This is a genomic window from Terrabacter lapilli (genome assembly GCF_039531305.1).
Lineage (GTDB): Bacteria > Actinomycetota > Actinomycetes > Actinomycetales > Dermatophilaceae > Terrabacter > Terrabacter lapilli.
Window position 1 is genome coordinate 674,220 of the sequence record NZ_BAAAPU010000007.1, and the last position, 22,790, is coordinate 697,009.

Genomic DNA, 22,790 nt, shown 5'->3' on the forward strand with positions numbered 1-22,790 from the left:
GCTCCCAGCGACGGGCCAGCAAACCCTCAGCGCTCGTGGCTAGCGTCCCGGACGAGGCAGCAGCTCCTGCCGCTGGGATGCGACGGGACGGGCACACAGGGGCAAGGAGGGGCCATGGAGCTCACGAGCGGCGGACTGCTGGTGGTCCTGGGCGTGGTCGCGGCGATCGCCTTCCTCCTGCTCGTGCTCGGCTACCCCCGAGCCCGCCGGACGTGGCTGGGCGCCGTCTCCCGGGCGTCCGAGGCCCTCGTCCTCAGCCTGACGGTCCTGCTCTTCGCCGGTGCCGCGCTCAACGACCAGTACCTCTTCTATGTCAGCTGGGGCGACCTCTTCGGGGCGGGCGCGACCGTCACGGCGGCGCACGTCGGGGGCACCGCTCGACAGGCGGTCGAGGCGAGTGCCAAGGGCCCGGGTCTGCGTTCGGTGCCGGTGCCCCGGGTCTTTCCGCCGCTGCCGTACCCGGGAGGACGCGAGCAGAGCTACACCGTGACCGGCGCCCGCAGCCGCATCACGGGTCAGGTGATCGTCTACCTGCCGCCGGGCTACGACCCGAGCGGGGCGACGAGGTACCCCGTGATCGTGGCCCTGCACGGCTTCCCGGGCTACCCGGCCGTCTACTTCCATGAGCTGCACATCGACCAGACCGTGGACGAGCTCACCGCAGCACACCGGATCAAGCCGGCCATCCTGGTCATCCCGCAGATCAACAGCCCGGGCCCGCTCGACACCGAGTGCGTCGACGCGCCGAACCACACCGGACCGCAGGACGAGACCTGGCTCGGCCGCGACATCCCCGCCTGGGTCGTGAGCCACTTCCCGGTCGAGACGACGCGGACGTCCTGGGCGGTCACGGGCTACTCGTTCGGCGGCTGGTGCTCCGCACTCCTCGGGGTTCGACACCCGGACGTCTTCGCCGCCTCGATCGTCCTCGGCGGGTACTTCCGTCCGGACTTCTCGCGCGCCTACGACCCCATCGTCCCCGGGTCCGCGGCTGCACGCGGCTACGACCTGGTCCACACCGCGCGGACCAGCCCGCCTCCGATCGCCATGTGGATCATGGCCAGCCGTGCCGACTCGCTGTCCTACCCGACCACCGCGGAGTTCATCCACGAAGCGCGCCCGCCGCTGTCCGTGACCACGGTGCTGCTGCAGACCGGCGGCCACCGCATGACCGTGTTCGAGCCCTACATCAGGGAGTCGCTGATCTGGCTGGGTCAGACGGTGCCGGGCTTCCGGCCGTAGGGGACCAGGAGCACGACGGCGCCGACCACCGCGCCGAGCACCGTCTCGAGCAGCCGGTCGCGCAGGAGCGGCGCGACGGGCGAGGGGTGGGCGAGCTGGCCCATCAGCAGGGCGAGCGGGGTGATGAACAGGAGCGCGACCGCGTAGTTGCGGCCCACGAAGAGCTCGGTGACGACCTGGAGCACCACGATGAGCAGCACCGCGACGAGCGGTTGCGGATGCCAGGACAGGACCACGGTCGCCACGCCGAGGCCGAGCAGCGTGCCCAGGACGCGCTGCACGCCCCGGGTCAGGCGCGAGAGCAGGTCGGGCCCCGACAGGACCACGACGGCCGCGACCATGGCCCAGTACGGGTGCTGCCAGCCCAGCGCGGTGGCGATCCCGCCCGCGACGGTGAGTGCCACGACGTGGCGCACCAGGTGTGCCACGGCCCCCTGTGGGGCGAGCGCGTCGCGGAAGCTCGGGGCGGGGAGCACGGGCGGCGACCACGAGCGGGGCTCGAGCAGGACGCCGACGTGCGCGACGAGGAGCGAGAAGCCGGCGCTCAGTGCGGCGATGGTCGCGGCCAGCGGCACCGTCACCGGGGTGGCGGGCACCATGGCGCAGACCGCGAAGCCGAAGACGAGGAAGAGCGGCCCCGGTGGGTGCCAGCCGTACGCGTCGGAGGTCAGGGAGCCGGCCGCGGCGAGCAGGGCACCCACCGGCACCACGAGCCACCGGGAGTCCGGGGCCAGCGACACGAGCACGCCGAGGACCACCGCGAGCGTGAGGAACGCGCCGGCGACCGCCTGCATGCCGGCGCGCTCGGCGCGCGAGTGGTTGCGGCCGTAGAGCGACGTGAAGGCCCCGAAGGCGGCATACGGCGTCCAGGCCACGTGCCCGAGAAGGACGAGCACGAGCAGAGGGACGAGGACGGAGACCCCGGCCCGCAGGGCCACCCGGTGGGCGCCGCGGTGCGGGCCGACGGCCACCATCCCGCGGGCGAGGGCGGCAGCCCGTGCAAGGGAGGGGTGTGGCGTGTCGGAAGGCGGGTTGCTCGTCATCTGCCTGCGATTCTAGGTGTCCGGGACGGTGGTGTTCCCGGGCGTCCGAGTGGGTATGGCGTGGGTGGTGCGCTCTCGCAGCGTGCCGCCCAGCGAGACCGCGGATGGCTCCAGTCCGCACAGCCGAGAGGTGCAACGGTGGATCCGAAGAAGACGTTCTTGTCGTGGCCGGTGGTCCGGCAGGTCCGCTCCGGCGACTTCCTGGGACGCGGTCCCGCGGTCACGTCGGAACGCACCCGCGAGCTCGCCCCGCGCACCAAGACGGCCGACAAGGTCGTCCAGAGCGTGTGCCCCTACTGCGCCGTCGGCTGCGGGCAGCGGGTCTTCGTCAAGGACGGCCACGTCGTCCAGATCGAGGGCGACCCCGACTCGCCGGTGTCGCGCGGCCGCCTCTGCCCCAAGGGCTCGGCGAGCGAGCAGCTGGTCAACAACCCCGGGCGGCAGCGCAAGGCGCTCTACCGCCGGCCCGGCGGCACCGAATGGGAGCCGATCGAGCTCTCCGAGGCCGTCGAGATGGTGGCGCAACGCTTCGTCGAGTCGCGCCGCCGCACCTGGCAGGACACCGACGACCAGGGACGGCCGGTGCGCCGCACGATGGGCATCGCGTCACTCGGCGGCGCGACGCTCGACAACGAGGAGAACTACCTCATCAAGAAGCTGTTCACCGCGGCGGGCGCCATACAGATCGAGAACCAGGCGCGTATTTGACACTCCTCCACGGTCCCCAGTCTGGGGTCCTCGTTCGGGCGCGGCGGCGCGACCCAGTACGTCCAGGATCTGTCGAACTCCGACTGCATCGTCATCCAGGGCTCCAACATGGCCGAGTGCCATCCGGTGGCCTACCAGTGGGTGACGGAGGCGCGCCTCAAGGGCGCCAAGGTCATCCACGTCGACCCGCGCTTCACGCGTACGTCGGCGACCTCTGACAAGCACATCCCGATCCGGGCGGGTAGCGACGTCGTGCTGCTCGGTGCCCTCATCAAGTACATCCTCGACAACGAGCTGTACTTCAAGGAGTACGTCGTCGCCTACACCAACGCGGCGACCCTCGTCAGCAAGGAGTTCCAGGACACCGAGGACCTCGACGGCCTCTTCTCCGGCTACGACGACGAGAAGGGCAGCTACTCGCAGGAGACCTGGGCCTACTCCAGCGCCGACGGCGAGGACGACGAGACCCCGGGCACCATCGGGGGACCCGCGGCCGGCCACGAGCACGGTGAGACGAAGTCGGCACGGTCCGCGGGCGACGAGCACGGGTCCGGTGGACCGGCGCTCGAGCACGCCCGCGTCGAGCGCGACGAGACGCTGCAGGACCCCCGCACGGTCTTCCAGATCCTCCGGAAGCACTACGCCCGCTACACCCCCGAGATGGTGGCCGACACGTGCGGCATCAGCGTCGACGACTTCCACTACCTGGCACGGTCGGTGACCGAGAACAGCGGCCGCGAGCGCACCACCGCGTTCGTCTACGCGGTGGGCTGGACCCAGCACACCCTCGGCGCCCAGTTCATCCGTACGGCGGCGATCGTGCAGCTGCTGCTGGGCAACATGGGCCGCCCCGGCGGCGGCATCATGGCGCTACGCGGACACGCGAGCATCCAGGGCTCGACCGACATCCCGACGCTCTACAACATCCTCCCCGGCTACCTCGCGATGCCGGTCGTCGGCCTGCACGACACGTGGGACGACTACATGGGCGCGATCGGCAACAAGGAGCAGAAGGGCTTCTGGGCCAACGCCGACACGTATGCCGTCAGCCTGCTCAAGTCGTGGTGGGGCAAGGCCGCGACGGCCGAGAACGACTGGTGCTTCGACTACCTGCCGAAGCTCACCGGTGCACACGGCACCTACCAGACCGTCATGGCGATGCTCGACGACAAGGTGGAGGGCTACTTCCTGCTCGGCCAGAACCCGGCCGTCGGCTCGGCCCACGGGCGCATGCAGCGCCAGGCGATGGCGCACCTCAAGTGGCTCGTCGTGCGCGACTTCAACATGATCGAGTCGGCGACCTTCTGGAAGGACGGCCCCGAGATCGCCTCGGGCGAGCTGAAGACCGAGGACATCCAGACCGAGGTCTTCTTCCTCCCGGCCGCGGCGCACACCGAGAAGAGCGGGTCGTTCACGCAGACGCAGCGGATGCTGCAGTGGCACCACCAGGCGGTCGAGCCGCCGGGCGACTGCCAGAGCGAGCTGCAGTTCTTCTACGAGCTGGGCCTTCGCGTGCGCGAGCTGCTGGCCGACTCGACCGACGTGAGGGACCGCCCGCTGCTCGACCTGACGTGGGACTACCCCACCGACGAGCACGGCGACCCCGACGCGGAGGCGGTGCTCGCCGAGATCAACGGCCGTCACCTCACCGGTGACAAGGCGGGCCAGCCGCTGTCGGCCTACACCGAGATGAAGGCCGACGGCTCCACCGACGGCGGCTGCTGGATCTACACCGGCGTCTACGCCGGTGGGATCAACCACGCGGCCGACCGCAAGCCCGGCCGTGAGCAGGACCTCACTGCGCTCGACTGGGGTTGGGCGTGGCCCGCGAACCGCCGCATCCTCTACAACCGCGCCTCGGCCGACCCCGAGGGCAACCCCTGGAGCGAGCGCAAGCGCTACATCTGGTGGGATGCTGACCAGGGGAAGTGGACCGGTCACGACGTGCCGGACTTCGTCCCCGACAAGGAGCCGGGCTACCGGCCCGAGCCCGGCACGGGCGGCCCGGAGGGACTCGCCGGTGACGACCCGTTCGTCATGCAGGCCGACGGCAAGGGGTGGCTGTTCGCACCCAAGGGCATGCTCGACGGGCCCCTCCCGACGCACTACGAGCCGCAGGAGTCGCCGGTCGCCAACCCGCTCTACACCCAGCAGTCCAACCCGGCGCGCAAGGTCTTCCCCCGCAAGGACAACCTCTGGGCACCCTCCGGCAACGCGCCCGGCGCCGGTGTCTACCCGTACGTCTTCACGACCTACCGCCTCACCGAGCACCACACGGCGGGCGGGATGAGCCGCTGGCTGCCGTACCTGTCGGAGCTCCAGCCGGAGTTCTTCTGCGAGGTCTCGCCGGAGCTCGCGCAGGAGCGGGGCCTCGAGAACGGCGGCTGGGCCACGATCGTCTCCGGCCGTGCCGCCATCGAGGCGCGGGTCATGGTGACCGAGCGGATGACCCCGCTCACCATCGGCGGGCGCACCATCCACCAGGTGGGGTTGCCCTACCACTGGGGCGTCGGCAGCGACGCGGTCGTCAGCGGTGACGCCGCGAACGACCTGCTCGGCGTCGCGCTCGACCCGAACGTCCAGATCCAGGAGAGCAAGGCCGGCTCGTGTGACATCATCCCCGGCCGTCGCCCCACGGGCGATGCCCTGCTCCGGTTCATCTCGGAGTACCAGTCGCGCGCCGGCAGCACCGTCATGACGAGCAACGAGCTGCGCACCGGACACCCGGAGTCAGTACCCGACACGAGAGGAGGGTGAGCTGATGGGCTTCTGGCGCAACCAGCTCTCGGGACCCACCGACCCGGCTGCCGATGCCGCGTGGGACCGTCACGAGCCACGCAAGGGGTTCTTCACGGACACCTCCATCTGCATCGGCTGCAAGGCCTGCGAGGTGGCCTGCAAGGAGTGGAACGGGGTTCCCGAGGACGGCCTCGACCTGCTGAACCAGTCCTACGACAACACCGGCGCGCTCGGTGCCAGCACGTGGCGCCACGTCGCCTTCGTCGAGCAGTCGAGCGACCGCATCGAGCAGGCACGCGAGTCCGGGCGCAAGCTCGTGGCCCTCGGTATGCCGTCCCTGCGCTCGGGCGACGAGCCGGCCCTTTCCGCCGCCGGCGGCGGCACGGCCACCGCGACGCGTCCCGCGCCCGGCGACCTGCGCTCCGGGGCGGCTGCGGGGCCCGGTCCCACCGACACCGCGCTGCCCGACGTGCGCTGGCTCATGGCCTCCGACGTGTGCAAGCACTGCACGCACGCGGCGTGCCTCGACGTGTGCCCGACCGGGTCGCTGTTTCGCACCGAGTTCGGCACGGTGGTCGTCCAGGACGACGTGTGCAACGGCTGCGGCTACTGCGTCGCCGCCTGCCCCTTCGGCGTCATCGAGCGCCGGAGCGGCGACGAGGGCCACGAGAAGAAGGGCCAGTCGCACGGCATCAGCATCAAGGGGGCAGGAGGCGACGGTTCCCACAAGAACCCGCCGTCGTATGCCGCGTCCAACGGAGAGGTCAAGAACGTCGGCATCGCCCAGAAGTGCACGCTCTGCTACGACCGGCTCGGCGCCGGAGAGACCCCCGCGTGCGCCCAGGCCTGCCCGACCACGTCGATCAAGTTCGGCGACCTCGACGAGCTGCACGAGATCGCCCGCGCGCGGGTCGCCGAGCTGCACGAGCTCGGCTACCCCGAGGCGCGGCTCTACGGCGTCGACGACCGCGACGGCGTGGGTGGCACGGGCTCGACCTTCCTGCTGCTCGACGAGCCGGAGGTCTACGGCCTGCCGCCGGACCCCCGGGTCACCACCGCGGACCTGCCCGACATGTTCCGCAAGGCAGGCTACGCGGGCCTGACGATGCTGGCCCTCGCCGCCGCCTCGTTCGTCGGGAGGCGGAAGTGACCACCAACCCGCTCGACGCCGACCGGCCCCCGGAGCTCCCACGCCGGCGCGGCAACGGCGACTCCTCGCAGCAGGGCGGCAAGCGTCGCCGCGACGAGTCGATGATGGTGCCCGACGTCACCTTCGACAGCTACTACGGCCGCCACATCGTCAAGCCGGCGCCGTGGGAGAAGGAGGTGGCGGCATACCTCTTCCTCGGAGGGCTGGCCGGCGGGTCCGCGCTCCTGGCGGCAGGCGGTGCCGCGCTGGGGCTCCCCGCGCTGCGTCGCGCGGGGCGGATCACTGCAGTGGCCGCCGCCGCCCTCGGTGGCGGCGCGCTCGCGAAGGACCTCGGCCGGCCCAGCCGCGCCCTCAACATGATGCGCACGGTCAAGCTGACCTCGCCGATGTCGGTCGGCTCGTGGATCCTCACCGCCTTCGGCACGTTCGCCGGGGGCGCTCTGGCCTCCGAGGTGGCGCGCCCGATGCTCGAGAAGCGCGGCGGCACAAGCGGGTCCGCCGGGACCGCGGTGACACTGGCGAGCAAGGCGCTCAACCTGCTCGACCCGTCGCTGACCGTCGGCTCGGCCTTCTTCGCGCCCCCGCTCGCGGCCTACACCGCCGTGCTGCTGGCCGACACGGCGACGCCGACGTGGCACGAGTCCTACCGCGAGCTGCCGTTCGTCTTCGTCAGCTCCGCCAACCTCGCCGCGGCGGGAATGGCGCTCGTGACGGTCCCGTCCAGCCAGAACGGCCCGGCCCGCAAGCTCGCGGCGGTCAGCGCCGTCTCCGAGCTGGTCGCGTTCGAGCGCATGCAGGACAAGCTCGGTCCGCTGCTGTCCGAGCCGCTGCGCACCGGCAAGGCCGGCCGCCTGCTCAAGGCGAGCCGGGCCCTGACCGTGGGTGGGGCGCTCGGCGCCGTGACGCTCGGGCACAACCGGGTGGGCGCAGCCCTCAGCGGAGCGGCCCTGATGGCCGCGTCGGTCTGCACCCGCTTCGGGGTCTTCGAGGCCGGCATGGTGTCGGCCATCGACCCGAAGTACACCGTCGAGCACCAGCGCGAGCGTCTCGAGAAGAGGCGCGCCGCCGGCATCGTCGACGACTCGATCACCACGGCGCGATGACGCGCCGGGGAACCAGGGCGAGAGCCCGCACGAAGGGGAGGGCCTCATGAGCACCAGTGCGGTTCGGAACGACAGCACCGCCTCAACGGGCAACCGTTGGCTCATCCTCGTGGCCGGCGTGCTCGTGCAGCTGGCCATCGGCGCCGTCTACGCGTGGAGCGTCTTCGCCAAGGCGATCCAGAGCCACGACGCGTTCGGCTGGTCCAAGGCGCAGGCGTCGGTGCCGTTCGAGGTCGCCATCGGCATGATCTTCGTCGGCAGCTACATCGGCGGGCGCATCCAGGACCGAAGCGGCCCGCGCACCGTGGCCCTCACCGGTGGCGTGATCTACAGCATCGGGGTCATCCTCGCGTCGTTCGCCGGCAAGGACCAGTTCTGGCTGCTCATCCTCGGCTACGGCGTGCTCGGCGGCTTCGGCCTCGGCATGGCCTACATCGTGCCGATCGCCATGCTGCAGAAGTGGTTCCCCGACAAGCCGGGCCTCATCACCGGCATCGCGGTGGCCGGCTTCGGCTTCGGCGCCGTCATCACCGCGCCGCTCGGCCAGCGCTTGATCGCCAACGACCCCTCCATGCCCACCAAGGCGTTCCTGCCGCTCGGCATCGGCTACCTCGTCGCGGTCGTCATCGGCGCCAGCCTCTTCCGCAACCCGCCGGCCGGCTACCTCCCGCCGGGCATGGCGCCCGCCACGAGCGACCACGGCCCCGAGGTGCACACCAAGGACCCGGTCCCCGAGGTCGACTTCACGGCGGACGAGGCGCTGCGCACCCCGCAGTGGTACCTCCTGACCGCCATCCTCACCCTGAGCGTCACGGCCGGCATCTCCCTGATCTCCGTGGCCGCCGGCAGCGCCAGTGACGTCGCCGGATACTCCGCAGCGGCGGCGGCCAGCCTCGTCGGCATCCTGGGCCTCTTCAACGGCGGTGGCCGCATCCTCTGGGGGTGGCTCTCCGACCGCATCGGCAAGATGCCGGCCTTCATGGGGATCCTCGGCATCCAGGGCGTCTGCCTGCTGCTCATCCCGCACGTCGGCTCGGCCGCGCTCTTCGCCGTCCTGGCCGCACTCGTCTACACCTGCTACGGCGGCGCGTTCGGCACGATGCCGTCGACGGCCGGTCGCTTCTTCGGCGTGCGCAACGCCGGCGCGATCTACGGCCTGATGCTCATCGGCTGGAGCATCGGCGGCATCGTCGGCCCGCTGCTCATCTCCTCGCTCATCGGCGAGCAGAAGGCCTACACGCTCGGCTTCACCGTCGTCGGCATCATCGCCCTCGCCGGCATGGCTCTGCCGATGCTGACGAAGAAGCCGGCCCCCAGAGCCGCGCGCACCGCCGCCGGCACCACCGAGTCGACATCGGCGACGTCGCGCCGCTGACTCCTCTGGCTCGTCCACGGCATTCGTCCGGTCGCCTCGCCCAGGTCACTCCCGCACGTCGGCGGGACCCTGGTCGAGCGGCAGCCCGGCCTCGAGCCAGGCCTCGACGCCACCGATGACGTCGGTGGCGTCGAGGCCGAGCTGCTGCAGCGACCGGGCGGCGAGGGAGCTGCTGTAGCCCTGGCGGCAGACGACGATGACGCGCACGTAGGGCCCGTCGGCCTCGGGAATCCGGTAGGGGCTCGTGGGGTCGAGCCGCCACTCGAGAACCGTGCGGTCGATGACCACCGCGCCCGGCAGGTTGCCCTGCCGAGCGCGCTGCGCCTCGGTGCGGGTGTCGACGATCAGCGCTCCGCGCGCCTGCTCCTCGTAGGCCTCGGCCGGGGTGAGCCGGTGCAGGTGCGCCCGTGCCGCCTCGAGCATCGCCTCGAGCCGGCCTGCCGCAGCAGCGCACCCACGATCGAGCGCCGTGGCCGGCCTCGTCGACGACTCGGTCATCGCACCCGGAGCACGTGCTCGTCACGCGGGACGAGCTCGCCGATGACGGTGCCGCCGGGGATCTCCCCGGCGACGAGCAGGCCGCCGCTCGTCTGCGCGTCGGCGAGCAGCAGCAGCTCGTCGAGGTCGACGGAGGCGTCGAGGTGCGGTCGCACCCAGTCGAGGTTGCGTCGGCTGCCACCGGGCACGAAGCCCTCGGCGAGCGAGCTGCGCGCGCCCTCGAGGTAGGGCACCGCGGCGGCGTCGACGACGGCCGTCACGCCTGAGGCCCGGGCCAGCTTGAAGAGGTGCCCGAGCAGCCCGAAGCCGGTGACGTCGGTGGCGGCCCGAACCCCCGCGGCAAGCGCCTCGCGGCTGGCCACGTCGTTGAGTGCAACCATCGAGGCCACCGCCTCGGGGAACGACTCACCCGTGGCCTTGTGGCGGTTGTTGAGGATGCCCACCCCGAGCGGCTTGGTGAGACTCAGGGGCAGTCCCGCACGCCCGGCGTCGTTGCGCAGCAGGCGATCCGGGTCCGCGACCCCGGTCACGGCCATGCCGTACTTCGGCTCCGGGTCGTCGATGCTGTGCCCGCCCGCCACCGGGCAGGCGGCCACTCGGGCCACGTCGAGGCCGCCCCGCAGCACCTCTGCCGCGAGCTCGGCGGGGAGCCGGTCGCGGGGCCAGCCGAGGAGGTTGACGGCGAGGACCGGCCGGCCACCCATGGCGTAGATGTCGGAGAGGGCGTTGGCGGCCGCGATGCGCCCCCAGTCGTACGCGTCGTCGACGACGGGCGTGAAGAAGTCTGCGGTCGCGAGAACCGCCAGGCCATCGGTGATGCGCACGGCTGCGGCGTCGTCGCCGTCGTCGAGCCCGACGAGCAGGTCGGCGTCCGGGATGCCGGTGAGCCCGCGCACCATGTCCTCGAGCTCTCCCGGAGGGATCTTGCACGCGCAGCCGCCACCGTGCGCGTACTGCGTCAGCCGGGTCTTCGCGATGGGGGACGCGTCCATGACGTGACTGTATGTCGCACGGTGCCCTGAACGGGCCCGGGGGCCCGCTGGGTACGGTGGGGCGTGGAGGTGTCTGGGCACCTGGTGGTCCCCCCGGTCTTCAAAACCGGTGAGGCCGAGCATCTCGGCCTGGCGGGTTCGATTCCCGTCCACCTCCGCCATGCTTGTTCGTTGTCGCTGGTTCGGTGTCGACCCGGCACCGGGCAGCGCGTCCCGGTGCGGAAGGAGTGGCAGGTGTCGCAGGTCGACCCGCGGCGGCTCATCCCGCGCACCGACGCCGTGCTGGCCCTCCCGGCGTTCGCCGAGGCCGTGGCCCGGCACGGGTCCGCGGCCGTCAAGGCCGCCGTCACCCGGGCGCAGCAGCAGGCGCGCACCGGTGAGATCGGCCCGGACGAGGTCGTCGCCGCGGCGCTCGCGCACCTGCCGGCGCGCACGACGAGCCTGCGACCGGTGCTCAACGCCACCGGCGTCGTCGTGCACACCAACCTCGGGCGGGCGCCCCTGTCGCGGGCGGCGGTCGAGGCCGTCGCCGCGGCCGCCGGCTACGTCGACGTCGAGTTCGACCTCGTCACCGGTGCCCGTGCCCGCCGTGGCCGCGCCACCCTCGCCGCGCTCCGCGAGGCAGTGCCGGCCGCCGGTGACGCGCTCGTCGTCAACAACGGCGCGGCGGCGCTCGTGCTCGCCACCACCGCGCTGGCCGCGGGCCGTGAGGTCGTCGTCAGCCGCGGCGAGCTCGTCGAGATCGGCGACGGTTTCCGGCTGCCCGACCTCATCGCCTCCACCGGGGCCCGCCTGCGCGAGGTCGGAACGACCAACCGGACGAGCCTGGCCGACTACCGGGACGCCGTCGGGCCCGACACCGGCTGCATCCTCAAGGTCCACCCCAGCAACTTCCGCATCCAGGGCTTCACCTCGGCGGTCGACGTGCGCGAGCTGGCCACCCTCGGCGCACCCGTCGTCATGGACATCGGCAGCGGCCTCCTGCGTCCCGACCCGCTCCTGCCCGACGAGCCCGACGCCGCCTCGGCGCTCGAGGCCGGTGCCGCGATCGTGACCGCCAGCGGCGACAAGCTGCTCGGCGGGCCGCAGGCCGGGCTCGTCCTCGGTGACGCCGAGGTCGTCGAGCGCCTGCGGCGGCACCCGCTGGCCCGTGCCCTGCGCGTCGACAAGCTGACCCTCGCGGCGCTCGAGGCCACCCTGCGCGGCCCCGTCCCGCCCGTGGTCGCCGACCTGCACGCAGACCCGGCCGTCCTGCGCGCCCGGACCGAACGCCTTGCCGCAGCCCTCGGCCGGGGGGTCGTCGAGGTGGCGGGCGCCGTCGGCGGGGGAGCAGCCCCGGGGATGCCGCTGCCGGGCGTCGCCGTCGAGCTGCCTCCGGGCTGTGCCGAGGCCCTCCGGCTCGGCGAGCCGCCCGTCATCGCCCGCGTGGAGCGTGGGCGGTGCCTCGTCGACCTGCGCTGCATCCCGGCCGAGGCGGACGACGTCCTCGAGGTCGCCCTGCGCGCGGTCCTGCGCGTCGACCCGGGCGACGGCGGAGATGGCGGCGACGGTGTCGCCCAGGTCGCCGAGGGCTGAGCCGTGCACGTGCTCGCGACGGCCGGCCACGTCGACCACGGCAAGTCCGCCCTGGTGCGCGCCCTCACCGGCATCGAGCCGGACCGGTGGGAGGAGGAGCACCGCCGGGGCCTGACCATCGACCTCGGGTATGCGTGGACGACGTTGCCGACCGGCGCCGAGGTCGCGTTCGTCGACGTCCCGGGCCACCAGCGCTTCATCGGCAACATGCTCGCCGGGCTCGGGCCCGCACCGGCCGTGCTCTTCGTCGTCGCCGCCGACGAGGGGTGGCGCCAGCAGTCGGAGGAGCACCTCGCCGCCGTCCGCGCGCTCGGGCTGCGCCACGGCGTGCTGGCCGTGACCCGCAGCGACCTCGCCAACCCGCAGGCGACGCTCGAGGACGCCCGACAGCGCCTGCGCGCTGCCGGGCTCGAGGGTGAGGCGGTGGCCGTCTCCGCCCGGACGGGCCGGGGGATGGACGAGCTGAAGGACGCGCTCGGCCGTCTCGTCGCCGACCTGCCGGCCCCTGACACCCGGGCCCGCGCGCGGCTCTGGGTCGACCGCAGCTTCACCATCCGCGGCAGCGGCACCGTGGTCACCGGCACGCTCGGCCAGGGGCGCATCGCGGTGGGTGACCGCCTCGTCCTCGCCCGAGGCGGTCATCGCGACGTCGAGGTCACGGTGCGCGGGCTGCAGTCCCTCGAGCAGCCTCGCGAGACGGTCGAGGCCGTCGCCCGGGTGGCGGTCAACCTCCGGGGCCTGGGCGCCGAGGAGGTGCGCCGCGGCGACGTGCTGCTCGCGGCAGGACGCTGGCACACGACCTCGGTCGTCGACGTCGCGCTCGACCCACCGGTCGCGCGGGAGGCGCCGACCCACGTCATGGCGCACGTCGGCACGCTTGCTCTCGAGACCCGGCTCCGCCCCCTGTCGGACCGGCTCGCCCGGCTGAGCTTCCCGCGCGTGCTCCCGCTGCAGGCCGGCGACCGGGTCATCCTGCGCGACCCCGGCGCGCAGACGGTGCTGGCGGGTGCCAGGGTCCTCGACACCGACCCGCCCGAGCTGACCCGCCGTGGTGCAGCCCAGCGGCGCGCGACCGAGCTGGCCGCGCTGGCGGAGGGTGACGGCATACCCGACCTGTCCTACGAGGTGCACCGGCGTGGAGTGCTCGCCGTCGCGGAGGCCGTCGCGCTCGGGCACGCCCTCGGCGACGAGGGCGACCCCGCTCCCGGCGTGCTCCGGCGCGGTCAGTGGCTCGTCGCTGAGCAGGCGTGGCACGGCTGGACCCGGACGCTGCGGGAGGCGCTCGAGCAGCACGCGCACGCGCACCCCATGCAGCCCACCCTGAGTCTCGAGGCCGCCCGGGCTGCGGCAGGCGTGCCGGACCGGGAACTGCTCGCCGACGTCGCGGCCGCCGGCGGCCTCGAGGTCGTCTCCGGACGCGTCGGCATCCCGGGGGTCCGGGCCACGCTCGACCCCTCCGTCGAGGCGGCGCTCGTGCAGATCGAGCGGCGGCTGGCCGACCAGCCCTTCACGGCACCCGAGCAGCACGAGCTGGACGCCGCCGGGCTGGGCCCCCGCCAGCTCGCGGCGGCCGAGAGCGCCGGACGGCTCGTGCGGCTGACCCCGGAGATCGTCCTGCTGCCGACGGCGCCCGCACGGGCGATGCGCGTGCTCGCGGGGCTGCCGCAGCCCTTCACCACGAGCGAGGCGCGTCTCGCGCTCGACTCGACGCGCCGCACGGTCATCCCCCTGCTCGAGCACCTCGACGGCCGGGGCTGGACCCGGCGTCTCGACGGCTCGCACCGCGAGGTCCGTCGCTGAGACGAACCACACCCTGAGGGTCGGTCCAAGGGCCCGCGCCGATCCCCGCAATCCGGGACGATGGGGATGACGCAGGAGAGGAGACCGCTCATGGTCGAGCAGCACGCGGGACCGGTCGTCGTCGGGGTCGACGGGTCGGAGTCCTCCAAGGAGGCGCTGCGGTGGGCGGCCCGGATGTCTGCCGTCGAGGGCGTGCCCATCCGCGCGGTGACCGCGTGGGAGTATCCCCAGGCCTTCAACTCCCCGGTCGACGTGAACTGGCGCCCCGACGTCGACGCCGAGACGGTCCTGCACGAGACGCTGGACGAGGTCTTCGGGGACGACCGGCCGGCGGGACTCGTGGCCGAGGTGCTGCACGGACCGGCCCGCACCGTCCTGCTCGAGGCGAGCAAGGACGCCTCGCTGGTCGTCGTCGGCAGCCGCGGCCACGGCGGCTTCGCCGCCATGCTGCTGGGCTCGGTCAGCTCCGCCTGCGCCGAGCACGGCCACTGCCCGGTGCTCGTCGTCCACCAACGCTGACGTTCCCGGCCGCGGCTCGGACTGCGCCACGGCGCGGTCTGTCGGTGCGGGATGGCAGGCTGGCCCCGATGACCAAGGGCAAGCCAGCCGACGTGCTCGACCGTTTCTCCCCGGCCACCGCAGCGTGGTTCCGGAGCAGCTTCCACGCACCCACCACCGCCCAGGCCGGCGCCTGGGACGCGATCAGCTCGGGCCACCACTGCGTCGTCGTGGCACCGACCGGTTCGGGCAAGACGCTGTCGGCGTTCCTGTGGGCCATCGACCGGATGGCGAGCGAGCCGGTGCCCGAGGAGCGCCTCGAACGCTGCCGGGTCCTCTACGTCTCCCCGATGAAGGCGCTCGCCGTCGACGTCGAGCGCAACCTTCGGGCCCCGCTCGTCGGCATCGGCCACGCCGCGGCCCGGCTCGAGCTGCCGCCTCCCGACATCAGCGTGAGCGTCCGGTCCGGCGACACGCCGGCCAACGAACGCCGCGCCTTCGCGCGCACGCCGACCGACATCCTCATCACCACGCCCGAGTCGCTCTTCCTCATGCTCACCTCCTCGGTGCGCGAGGCGCTCAAGGGCATCCACACGGTGATCATCGACGAGGTCCACGCCGTCGCCGGCACCAAGCGCGGCGCGCACCTGGCCCTCAGCCTCGAGCGGCTGGACGCCCTGCTGCCCGAGCCCGCGCAGCGCGTGGGGCTCTCGGCGACGGTGCGCCCCGTCGAGGAGGTGGCGCGCTACCTCGCCGGTGGCCGCCCGGTCGAGATCGTCCAGCCCGAGTCCACCAAGCAGTGGGAGCTCGATGTCGTCGTGCCCGTCCCCGACATGGGCGAGCTGTCCGGCGCGCCGGCGGAGATCTCACCGGGGGTGCCCGACCTCTCGGGCCCGGCGGCCGGCAACGCACCGCAGGCGAGCATCTGGCCGCACGTCGAGGAACGCATCGTCGACCTCATCGCCGACCACCGCTCGACCCTCGTCTTCGCCAACTCCCGCCGCCTCGCCGAGCGGCTGACCTCGCGCCTCAACGAGATCTGGGAGGAGCGCCTCGCCGAGCAGGAGGGACTCCCCTCGCCCAGCCTCGCGGCCCTGTCGACGTCGCCGCCGGCGCAGGTGATGGCCCAGGCCGGGTCGACCCGAGGGGCGCCGGCCGTGCTCGCCCGCGCCCACCACGGCTCGGTGAGCAAGGAGCACCGCGCGACCATCGAGGAGGACCTCAAGGCCGGCCGGCTCCCGGCGGTCGTCGCGACGAGCAGCCTCGAGCTCGGCATCGACATGGGCGCCGTCGACCTCGTCATCCAGGTCGAGAGCCCGCCGTCGGTGGCGAGCGGGCTGCAGCGCGTCGGCCGCGCCGGCCACCAGGTCGGCGCCGTCAGCCAGGGTGTGCTCTTCCCGAAGTTCCGCGGCGACCTCGTGCAGACGGCCGTCGTGGTCGAGCGGATGCGCGCCGGTGCCATCGAGTCGCTGCGCATCCCGGCCAACCCCGTCGACGTGCTGGCCCAGCAGGTCGTGGCGATGTGCGCCATGGACGACTGGACCGTCGCCGACGTGGAGGCCCTGGTCCACCGCGCCGCGAGCTTCGCGTCGCTGCCGCGCTCGGTCCTCGAGGCGACGCTCGACATGCTCGCCGGCCGCTACCCGTCCGACGAGTTCGCCGAGCTGCGCCCGCGCATCGTCTGGGACCGCGTCACCGACACGTTGTCGGGTCGCCGCGGCGCCCAGCGCCTGGCGGTCACGAGCGGCGGCACCATCCCCGACCGGGGGCTGTATGCCGTGTTCCTCGCCTCGGGCGAGGGGCCCGGTCGCCGGGTGGGCGAGCTCGACGAGGAGATGGTCTACGAGTCGCGCGTCGGTGACGTCTTCACCCTCGGCACGTCGACGTGGCGCATCGAGGACATCACCCACGACCGGGTCCTGGTGACGCCCGCGCCGGGACAGGCCGGCAAGCTGCCGTTCTGGAAGGGCGACCAGCAGGGACGGCCGGCCGAGCTCGGCCGCGCGCTGGGCGGGTTCGTCCGCGAGATCGTCGGCCTCACGCCCGAGCGGGCGCGCGAGCGGGTCCGCACCGCAGGGCTGGACGAGTGGGCCGCCGACAACCTCATCGGCTACCTCACCGAGCAGAAGGAGGCCACTCGCCACGTCCCCGACGACCGCACCATCGTCGTCGAGCGCTTCCGCGACGAGATCGGCGACTGGCGTGTGGCGGTGCTCTCGCCGTTCGGCGGCCAGGTCCACGCCCCGTGGGCGCTATGCGTCGCGGCGCGCATGCGCGAACGGTTCGGCATCGACGTTCAGGCCATGCACGGCGACGACGGCATCGTCTTCCGCCTGCCCGACCTCGAGTTCGAGGACGGCGCCGCGATCGGCCAGCAGCTCGTCGAGCTCGTCACCCTCGAGCCGGAGGAGGTGAGCGAGCTCGTCACCCAGGAGATCGGCGGATCCGCCCTGTTCGCAGCGAGGTTCCGCGAGTGCGCCGCCCGGGCGCTGCTGCTCCCGCGCCGCCGGCCCGACCGCCGTCAGCCGCTGTGGCAGCAACGCCAGCGCGCAGCGCAGCTGCTCGAGGTGGCGAGCCAGTACCCCAGCTTCCCGATCGTGCTCGAGGCCGTGCGCGAGTGCGTCCAGGACGTCTTCGACGTGCCGGGCCTCGTCGAGCTGATGGGCGACATCCGCTCGCGCGCCGTGACGGTCGTCGAGGTCGAGTCGCGCCAGCCCAGCCCCTTCGCGAAGTCGCTCGTCTTCGGCTACGTCGCCCAGTACCTCTACGAGGGCGACTCGCCGCTGGCGGAGCGTCGGGCCGCGGCACTCGCGCTCGACCCCTCGCTGCTCTCCGAGCTGCTCGGCCAGGGTGAGGCGCTCGCCCTGCGTGACCTGCTCGACCCCGAGGCCGTGGCGCGCACGGAGGCGGAGCTGCAGCGCCTCACCCCCGAACGTGGGGCCCGCGACGCCGAAGACGTCGCCGACCTGCTGCGGGTGCTCGGCCCCCTGTCGCTGCGCGACGTCGTTGCCCGGGCCGCGGAGGGGTTCGCGCCGGCGTCCGTCGAGGCGGCCCTGTCCGAGCTCGAGGCGGCGCGCCGGGTCATCGCGGTGCGCGTCGGCGGCGACGACCGCTGGGCCGCCATCGAGGACGCCGCCCGCCTGCGCGACGCCCTGGGCACCTCCCTGCCGGTCGGGGTGCCGCAGGCCTTCCTCGAGCCCGTCCCCGACCCGCTCGCCGACCTCGTGGCCCGCTTCGCCCGCACGCACGGGCCGTTCGCGGTCCAGACCGTCGCCGCCTGGTGGGGCGTCGGTCCGGCGGTCGTCCACGACGCGCTGCGGCGCCTCGTCTCCGCGGGCCGGGTCGTCGAGGGCGAGCTGCTGCCCACCGAGAACGGCGGCGGTCACGGCCCGGAGTTCTGCGACGCCGAGGTGCTCCGGCTGCTGCGCCGCCGGTCGCTGGCCGCCCTGCGCCACGAGGTCGAGCCGGTCGCGCAGGCGGACCTGGCCCGGTTCCTGCCGCAGTGGCAGGGCGTCGGCGGCGGACTGCGTGGACGCGAGGGACTGCTCCGGGCGGTCGAGCAGCTCACCGGTGCGGTGCTGCCCGCGAGCGCCCTCGAGTCGCTCGTCCTGCCGGCTCGGGTGGCCGACTACCGCCCCGCCCTGCTCGACGAGGTGATGAGCGCCGGCGACGTCGTGTGGCGCGGCCACGGCTCGCTGCCCGGCGACGACGGCTGGGTGAGCCTGCACCTCGCCGACGCCGCACAGCTGACCCTCACGCCGCCCGAGGAGATGGAGCTCACCGACGACGAGCGCGCGGTCCTCGACGCGCTCGAGGGCGGCGGCGCGTACTTCTTCCGGGCGCTCGCGACGCGCGTGGGCCTCGGCGACACCGAGCTCAACGACGCCCTCTGGTCGCTCCTCTGGTCGGGCCGCGTCACCAACGACACCATCGCGCCCCTGCGGGCGCTGCTCGCTGGTGGCCGCACCGCCCACAAGCGCACCTCCTCCGCCCCCCGGTCGACGCGGTATGCCGGCCGGCGCGGCTCGCTGGGCCGCTTCGGCTCGCTGCGGGGTGCGCTCGCCGGCACGAGCCCGGCACAGGTCGAGGCCGCCGAGGACGCGGCGGCGTCCAAGGCCCTGGCGGCGGGGCGCGCGGTGGGGTCCGGTCCGTCCACCGGGGTGGGGCGCTGGACGGCCCTGCCGCCCGCCGAGACCGATCCCACGGTCCGCGCCGTCACCAACGCCGAGCTGCTCCTCGACCGCTACGGCGTGCTGACCCGCGGCTCGGTCGGCACCGAGGAGGTGCCGGGCGGGTTCGCCGCCGTCTACCGGGTGCTCGCCGCGGCCGAGGAGGCCGGCAAGGTCCGCCGGGGCTACTTCGTCGAGGGGCTCGGCGCCTCGCAGTTCGCCTCGACCGGGGCGGTCGACCGGCTCCGCTCGATGTCGCGGCTGCCCGGCGGCGGAGCCGACGATGCGGAGGCCGGGGGACGCCGGGTCGACCCCGCCGAGGACGACGAGTGGCTCACCCCGTCACCGACGGCGCAGGGCGGCCGAGGTGGCCGAGGCGGTCGCGCCGGCCGTGAACGCACTGGGCCACCCGCCCTGGTGCTCGCCGCGAGCGACCCCGCCAACCCGTACGGCGCCGCCATCGGCTGGCCGGAGCGGGGCCTGACCGACGCCGCCGACGAGCCGGCCGCCGACGCGGGCACCCGCGACGCGAACACCGGTGCCACAAGATCCGGTGCAGGGAACCCAGCCGGCGACGGTGCGGCCACCCCGAAGTCGTCGCGCCGCAAGGGCCACCAGCCCGGTCGCAAGGCCGGAGCCCTGGTGGTGCTCGTCGACGGCGAGCTCGTGCTCTACGTCGAGCGGGGCGGCAAGACGATGCTGTGCTGGTCCGAGGACCCCGAGCACCTGCAGGCGGCTGCCGACGCCCTCGCCCTTGCCGTCCGCGAGGGAGCCCTGGGCCGCCTCACCGTCGAGAAGGCCGACGGCGCCTCGGTGCTCGGCTCGGGCCACCCGCTCGTCCAGGCGCTGTCGCAGGCCGGCTTCCACATGACCCCGCGAGGACTCCGTCTGCGCCGCTGATCTGCGTCGCTGGTGCTCCGTCTCCGAGGCCTGCCACGGCCCCCGATGCCCAGACGAGTCAGCCGAATAGCATTGAAAAACGGGCGAATTGCCCCCAGCGGTTGTCCAAGGTTGGCACAGGGACCGCCCATTCTGCACTCAGGCAACCACTGCCGCTGCCACGCTGTTGGAGGCAGACAGAAGACCCGGTGAGCGGGGTGCTGGACCCAGCCGCCGGAGGCCGAGGGGGCGTGGTGATCGTGAGCAACGACGAGAGACCTGTCCGGGGTCGGGAGCTCAGCCGACGGAGCTTCATCAGGGCAGCGGGGGTGACAGGGGCCGGTTTCGTCCTCTACGCCTGGGGGCCGGGAGGCACACCGTACGCGGTCGCCAGCATCCCCGGCGGCACCCTCGACCCGGCGAAGGTGCCGAAGTTCGTCACGCCGCTGCTGGTCCCCCCGGTGATGCCGCGCGCCGGCACGCTGACGCTCCAGGACGGCACCTCTGCGGACTACTACGAGATCTCGGTCGAGCAGTTCAGCCAGCAGATCCTCCCGACCGGCCTGCCGGCCACCACGGTGTGGGGCTACGGGGCGCTGCGCTCCGCCAGCACGAGCGGACTGCTGCTCCACCGCGCGCCCTCGCTCACCATCGAGGGGAGATGGCGGCGCCCGGTACGGATCAAGTGGGTCAACGGTCTCGTCGACGACCGGGGCAACTACCTGCCGCACCTGCTGCCGGTCGACCCGACGCTCCACTGGGCCAACCCACCCGGCGGGACCACGGGCCGGGACACCAGGCCCACCTTCAGGTCCACGCCCGGTCCGTACGCAGGACCGGTCCCCATGGTCACCCACGTCCACGGGGCCGTCGGCGTCGGCGACGAGAGCGACGGCTACCCCGAGGCGTGGTTCCTCCCGGCGGCGAAGAACGTCCCGCAGGGGTATGCGACCGAGGGCACCTGGCACGGCTTCTTCCGGCGCAAGGCCGCCAGCGGCTTCGGCGCGAGCTGGGGGCGGGGATACGCCGTCTTCCAGTACCCGCTCGACCAACGCGAGTCGACCCTCTGGTACCACGACCACACCCTCGGCATGACGCGCGTCAACGTCTACGCCGGGCCGGCCGGCTTCTTCTTCGTCAGGGGTGGTCCCTCGGGTGAGGGGGCGATCCGTGACCGTCGCACCGGTCGCGCCGCCGTCCTGCCGGGACCCGGACCCAGGGCCGGAGACGCGTTCCCGTCCCGCCGGACGTACTACGAGATCCCGCTCGCGATCCAGGACCGCGCCTTCAACCGGGACGGGTCGCTCTTCTATCCCGACAGCCGCGAGTTCTTCGATGGCGCCACGGCGCAGGACCCGGGTCTCGTCCCGCACTCCGACCTCTCCCCGATCTGGAACCCGGAGTTCTTCGGCAACGCCATCATGGTCAACGGCAACACGTGGCCCTTCCACGAGGTCGAGAAGCGCCGGTACCGCCTGCGCCTGCTCAACGGGTGCCAGGCGCGCTTCCTCGTCCTGGACTTCGGCCAGATCCCCGGCGTGAAGGTGTGGGTCATCGGCAACGAGGGCGGGTTCCTGGCCAGGCCCGTGAACCTGACGGCCGACCACGGCAACCGGCTGCTGATGTCACCGGCGGAGCGCTTCGACCTGATCGTGGACTTCACCGACGTCCCGGTGGGCAGCTGGGTCCTGGGCAACGTGGGGCCGGACGAGCCCTTCGGCGGCGGTGAGGCGCCCGGCGACTTCGACGCGGCCGACCCGAGCACGACCGGACGGGTGCTGCAGTTCCGGGTCCGCCCGGCACGGACTCCGGACCCGAGCACCCCGGCGCAGTTCCTCGTCCTCCCGCCGGTCCCCTCGCTCCCGCGGGCGACGCGCACCCGCCGCCTCGCCCTCGTCGAGATCGCCTCGAGCGTCTGGGACGGTCCGGCCCAGGCGAGGCTCGGGGAGCTGGACGCCGAGGGCATGCCGCTCGGGATGATGTGGGAGGAGGACGTGACCGAGAACCCCCGTCTCGACGACACGGAGGTGTGGGAGATCCACAACTTCACGGCCGACGCCCACCCCATCCACGTCCACGAGACGACGTTCCAGGTGCTCAACCGGCAGGGACTCGTCGTCAACGACGCCGGAGAGGCCGAACCGCCGGCTCGGCTCCTGGGCGCTCCGCGCCCGCCGGAGGCCTGGGAGAGCGGGTTCAAGGAGACGGTCATCGCCTACCCCGGCGAGGTGACCCGGATCCGCGCGAGGTTCGGGCGGGCGGGTCAGTACGTCTGGCACTGCCACATCGTGGAGCACGAGGACAACGAGATGATGCGGCCGTACCGGATCGGGCCCGCCCAACCCGGCCAACCGGACGGGTGAGCCGCAGGCCCCTCGAGGGGGCCCGACCGACAGGCCGGCGAGGCGCCGACCTGTGGGACGCTGGGCTGTCGGACGCCAGGGTCGCCCGGCCCCGCCGCCCACGAGAGGACCTGACCCATGGACGCCGCCGCCCGAGCTCAGGAGCTGCTACGCCTGCACCGCGACCCGGAGCTGCTGCTGCTCGTCAACGTGTGGGACGTCATCACCGCGCGCGTGGTCGCCGACGTCCCCGGCACCAGGGCCCTGGCGACGGCCAGTCACTCGATCGCGGCCGCCTACGGATATCCCGACGGTGAGCAGATCCCGCGCGACCTGATGATCGAGGCCGTCGGGCGCATCGCCGCCGCGGTCGACCTGCCCGTGACGGCCGACCTCGAGGCCGGCTACGGCGACGCGGGCGAGACGGTGGCCCGCGCGATCGACGTGGGGATCGTCGGCGCCAACCTCGAGGACAGGATGAGGCCGCTGCCCGACGCCGTGCGGGCGGTGGAGGCTGCCGTCGTGGCGGGCGAGCGAGCCGGCATACCCTTCGTGCTCAACGCGCGCACGGACGCGTTCCTCAAGGCCGGCGACCGCGATCCCGGGGAGGTCATCGCCGACGCGATCGAGCGGGGCCGGGCCTTCCTCGACGCGGGCGCCTCGACGTTCTTCGTCCC

The 22,790-nt window shown here is 73.2% G+C and carries 14 protein-coding genes and 1 tRNA gene; 12 read left to right on the forward strand and 3 right to left on the reverse strand.

Features of this window, described 5'->3' with window-relative positions; all coding sequences use genetic code 11:
* The first annotated feature begins 114 nt into the window (after positions 1–114).
* The gene (locus ABD241_RS11095) at positions 115–1,242 is read left to right on the forward strand and encodes an alpha/beta hydrolase (RefSeq protein ID WP_344062032.1); all 1,128 of its coding nucleotides are present in this window, start codon (positions 115–117) and stop codon (positions 1,240–1,242) included.
* On the opposite strand, the gene ABD241_RS11100 is transcribed toward ABD241_RS11095, so the two are convergent.
* Positions 1,215–2,285 (reverse strand): FUSC family protein, encoded by a 1,071-nt coding sequence (locus ABD241_RS11100; protein ID WP_344062035.1) that lies wholly within the window; start codon positions 2,283–2,285, stop codon positions 1,215–1,217. The genes ABD241_RS11095 and ABD241_RS11100 overlap by 28 nt on opposite strands.
* A gap of 138 nt (positions 2,286–2,423) precedes the next feature.
* Between ABD241_RS11100 and fdh the strand changes: the two genes are divergently transcribed.
* Genes fdh through ABD241_RS11120 form a run of 4 tightly spaced genes read left to right on the forward strand, consistent with a single transcriptional unit; the run spans position 2,424 to position 9,360 of the window.
* Entirely contained in the window at positions 2,424–5,750 is a 3,327-nt protein-coding gene (gene fdh / locus ABD241_RS11105) for a formate dehydrogenase (protein ID WP_344062038.1), read from the forward strand.
* Between the two features lie 4 nt (positions 5,751–5,754).
* Complete coding sequence (locus tag ABD241_RS11110) at positions 5,755–6,882, forward strand: 4Fe-4S dicluster domain-containing protein (RefSeq protein WP_344062041.1); 1,128 nt, start codon at positions 5,755–5,757, stop codon at positions 6,880–6,882.
* A complete protein-coding gene (nrfD, locus tag ABD241_RS11115; RefSeq protein WP_344062044.1) occupies positions 6,879–7,985 on the forward strand; it encodes an NrfD/PsrC family molybdoenzyme membrane anchor subunit in 1,107 nt (368 codons plus the stop codon). The genes ABD241_RS11110 and nrfD overlap by 4 nt, the downstream gene beginning before the upstream one ends.
* Before the next feature lie 46 nt (positions 7,986–8,031).
* Positions 8,032–9,360, forward strand: coding sequence for an L-lactate MFS transporter (locus ABD241_RS11120; protein WP_344062046.1), 1,329 nt, complete (start codon positions 8,032–8,034; stop codon positions 9,358–9,360).
* A 45-nt stretch (positions 9,361–9,405) separates the two neighbouring features.
* On the opposite strand, the gene ABD241_RS11125 is transcribed toward ABD241_RS11120, so the two are convergent.
* A complete protein-coding gene (locus ABD241_RS11125) occupies positions 9,406–9,858 on the reverse strand; it encodes a rhodanese-like domain-containing protein (RefSeq protein WP_344062048.1) in 453 nt (150 codons plus the stop codon).
* Complete coding sequence (selD, locus tag ABD241_RS11130) at positions 9,855–10,850, reverse strand: selenide, water dikinase SelD (RefSeq protein ID WP_344062051.1); 996 nt, start codon at positions 10,848–10,850, stop codon at positions 9,855–9,857. The genes ABD241_RS11125 and selD overlap by 4 nt, the downstream gene beginning before the upstream one ends.
* Positions 10,851–10,915: 65 nt before the next feature.
* On the opposite strand from selD, the gene ABD241_RS11135 reads away from it, so the two are divergent.
* From ABD241_RS11135 to ABD241_RS11165, 7 genes are all read left to right on the forward strand, one after another.
* Positions 10,916–11,011 (forward strand) — tRNA-Sec (locus ABD241_RS11135).
* Between the two features lie 73 nt (positions 11,012–11,084).
* Positions 11,085–12,425, forward strand: coding sequence for an L-seryl-tRNA(Sec) selenium transferase (gene selA, locus ABD241_RS11140; protein WP_344062053.1), 1,341 nt, complete (start codon positions 11,085–11,087; stop codon positions 12,423–12,425).
* 3 nt (positions 12,426–12,428) lie between these two features.
* A complete protein-coding gene (gene selB, locus ABD241_RS11145; RefSeq protein ID WP_344062056.1) occupies positions 12,429–14,225 on the forward strand; it encodes a selenocysteine-specific translation elongation factor in 1,797 nt (598 codons plus the stop codon).
* 90 nt (positions 14,226–14,315) lie between these two features.
* Entirely contained in the window at positions 14,316–14,744 is a 429-nt protein-coding gene (locus ABD241_RS11150; protein ID WP_344062059.1) for a universal stress protein, read from the forward strand.
* 68 nt (positions 14,745–14,812) lie between these two features.
* Positions 14,813–19,792, forward strand: coding sequence for an ATP-dependent helicase (locus tag ABD241_RS11155; protein WP_344062062.1), 4,980 nt, complete (start codon positions 14,813–14,815; stop codon positions 19,790–19,792).
* A gap of 308 nt (positions 19,793–20,100) precedes the next feature.
* Positions 20,101–22,134 (forward strand): multicopper oxidase family protein, encoded by a 2,034-nt coding sequence (locus tag ABD241_RS11160; protein ID WP_344062065.1) that lies wholly within the window; start codon positions 20,101–20,103, stop codon positions 22,132–22,134.
* A 117-nt stretch (positions 22,135–22,251) separates the two neighbouring features.
* On the forward strand, positions 22,252–22,790 hold a 539-nt coding region (locus ABD241_RS11165; protein WP_344063491.1), incomplete at its 3' end, for an isocitrate lyase/PEP mutase family protein.

What these genes read in the sequence shown, in the direction of transcription:
- ABD241_RS11155 (WP_344062062.1), top strand. Translation starts at nt 14,813, where the DNA reads ATGACCAAGGGCAAGCCAGCCGACGTGCTCGACCGTTTCTCCCCGGCC.
- ABD241_RS11120 (WP_344062046.1), top strand. Translation starts at nt 8,032, where the DNA reads ATGAGCACCAGTGCGGTTCGGAACGACAGCACCGCCTCAACGGGCAAC.
- ABD241_RS11110 (WP_344062041.1), top strand. Translation starts at nt 5,755, where the DNA reads ATGGGCTTCTGGCGCAACCAGCTCTCGGGACCCACCGACCCGGCTGCC.
- ABD241_RS11095 (WP_344062032.1), top strand. Translation starts at nt 115, where the DNA reads ATGGAGCTCACGAGCGGCGGACTGCTGGTGGTCCTGGGCGTGGTCGCG.
- selD (WP_344062051.1), bottom strand. Translation starts at nt 10,850, where the DNA reads ATGGACGCGTCCCCCATCGCGAAGACCCGGCTGACGCAGTACGCGCAC.
- ABD241_RS11150 (WP_344062059.1), top strand. Translation starts at nt 14,316, where the DNA reads ATGGTCGAGCAGCACGCGGGACCGGTCGTCGTCGGGGTCGACGGGTCG.
- ABD241_RS11100 (WP_344062035.1), bottom strand. Translation starts at nt 2,285, where the DNA reads ATGACGAGCAACCCGCCTTCCGACACGCCACACCCCTCCCTTGCACGG.
- ABD241_RS11125 (WP_344062048.1), bottom strand. Translation starts at nt 9,858, where the DNA reads ATGACCGAGTCGTCGACGAGGCCGGCCACGGCGCTCGATCGTGGGTGC.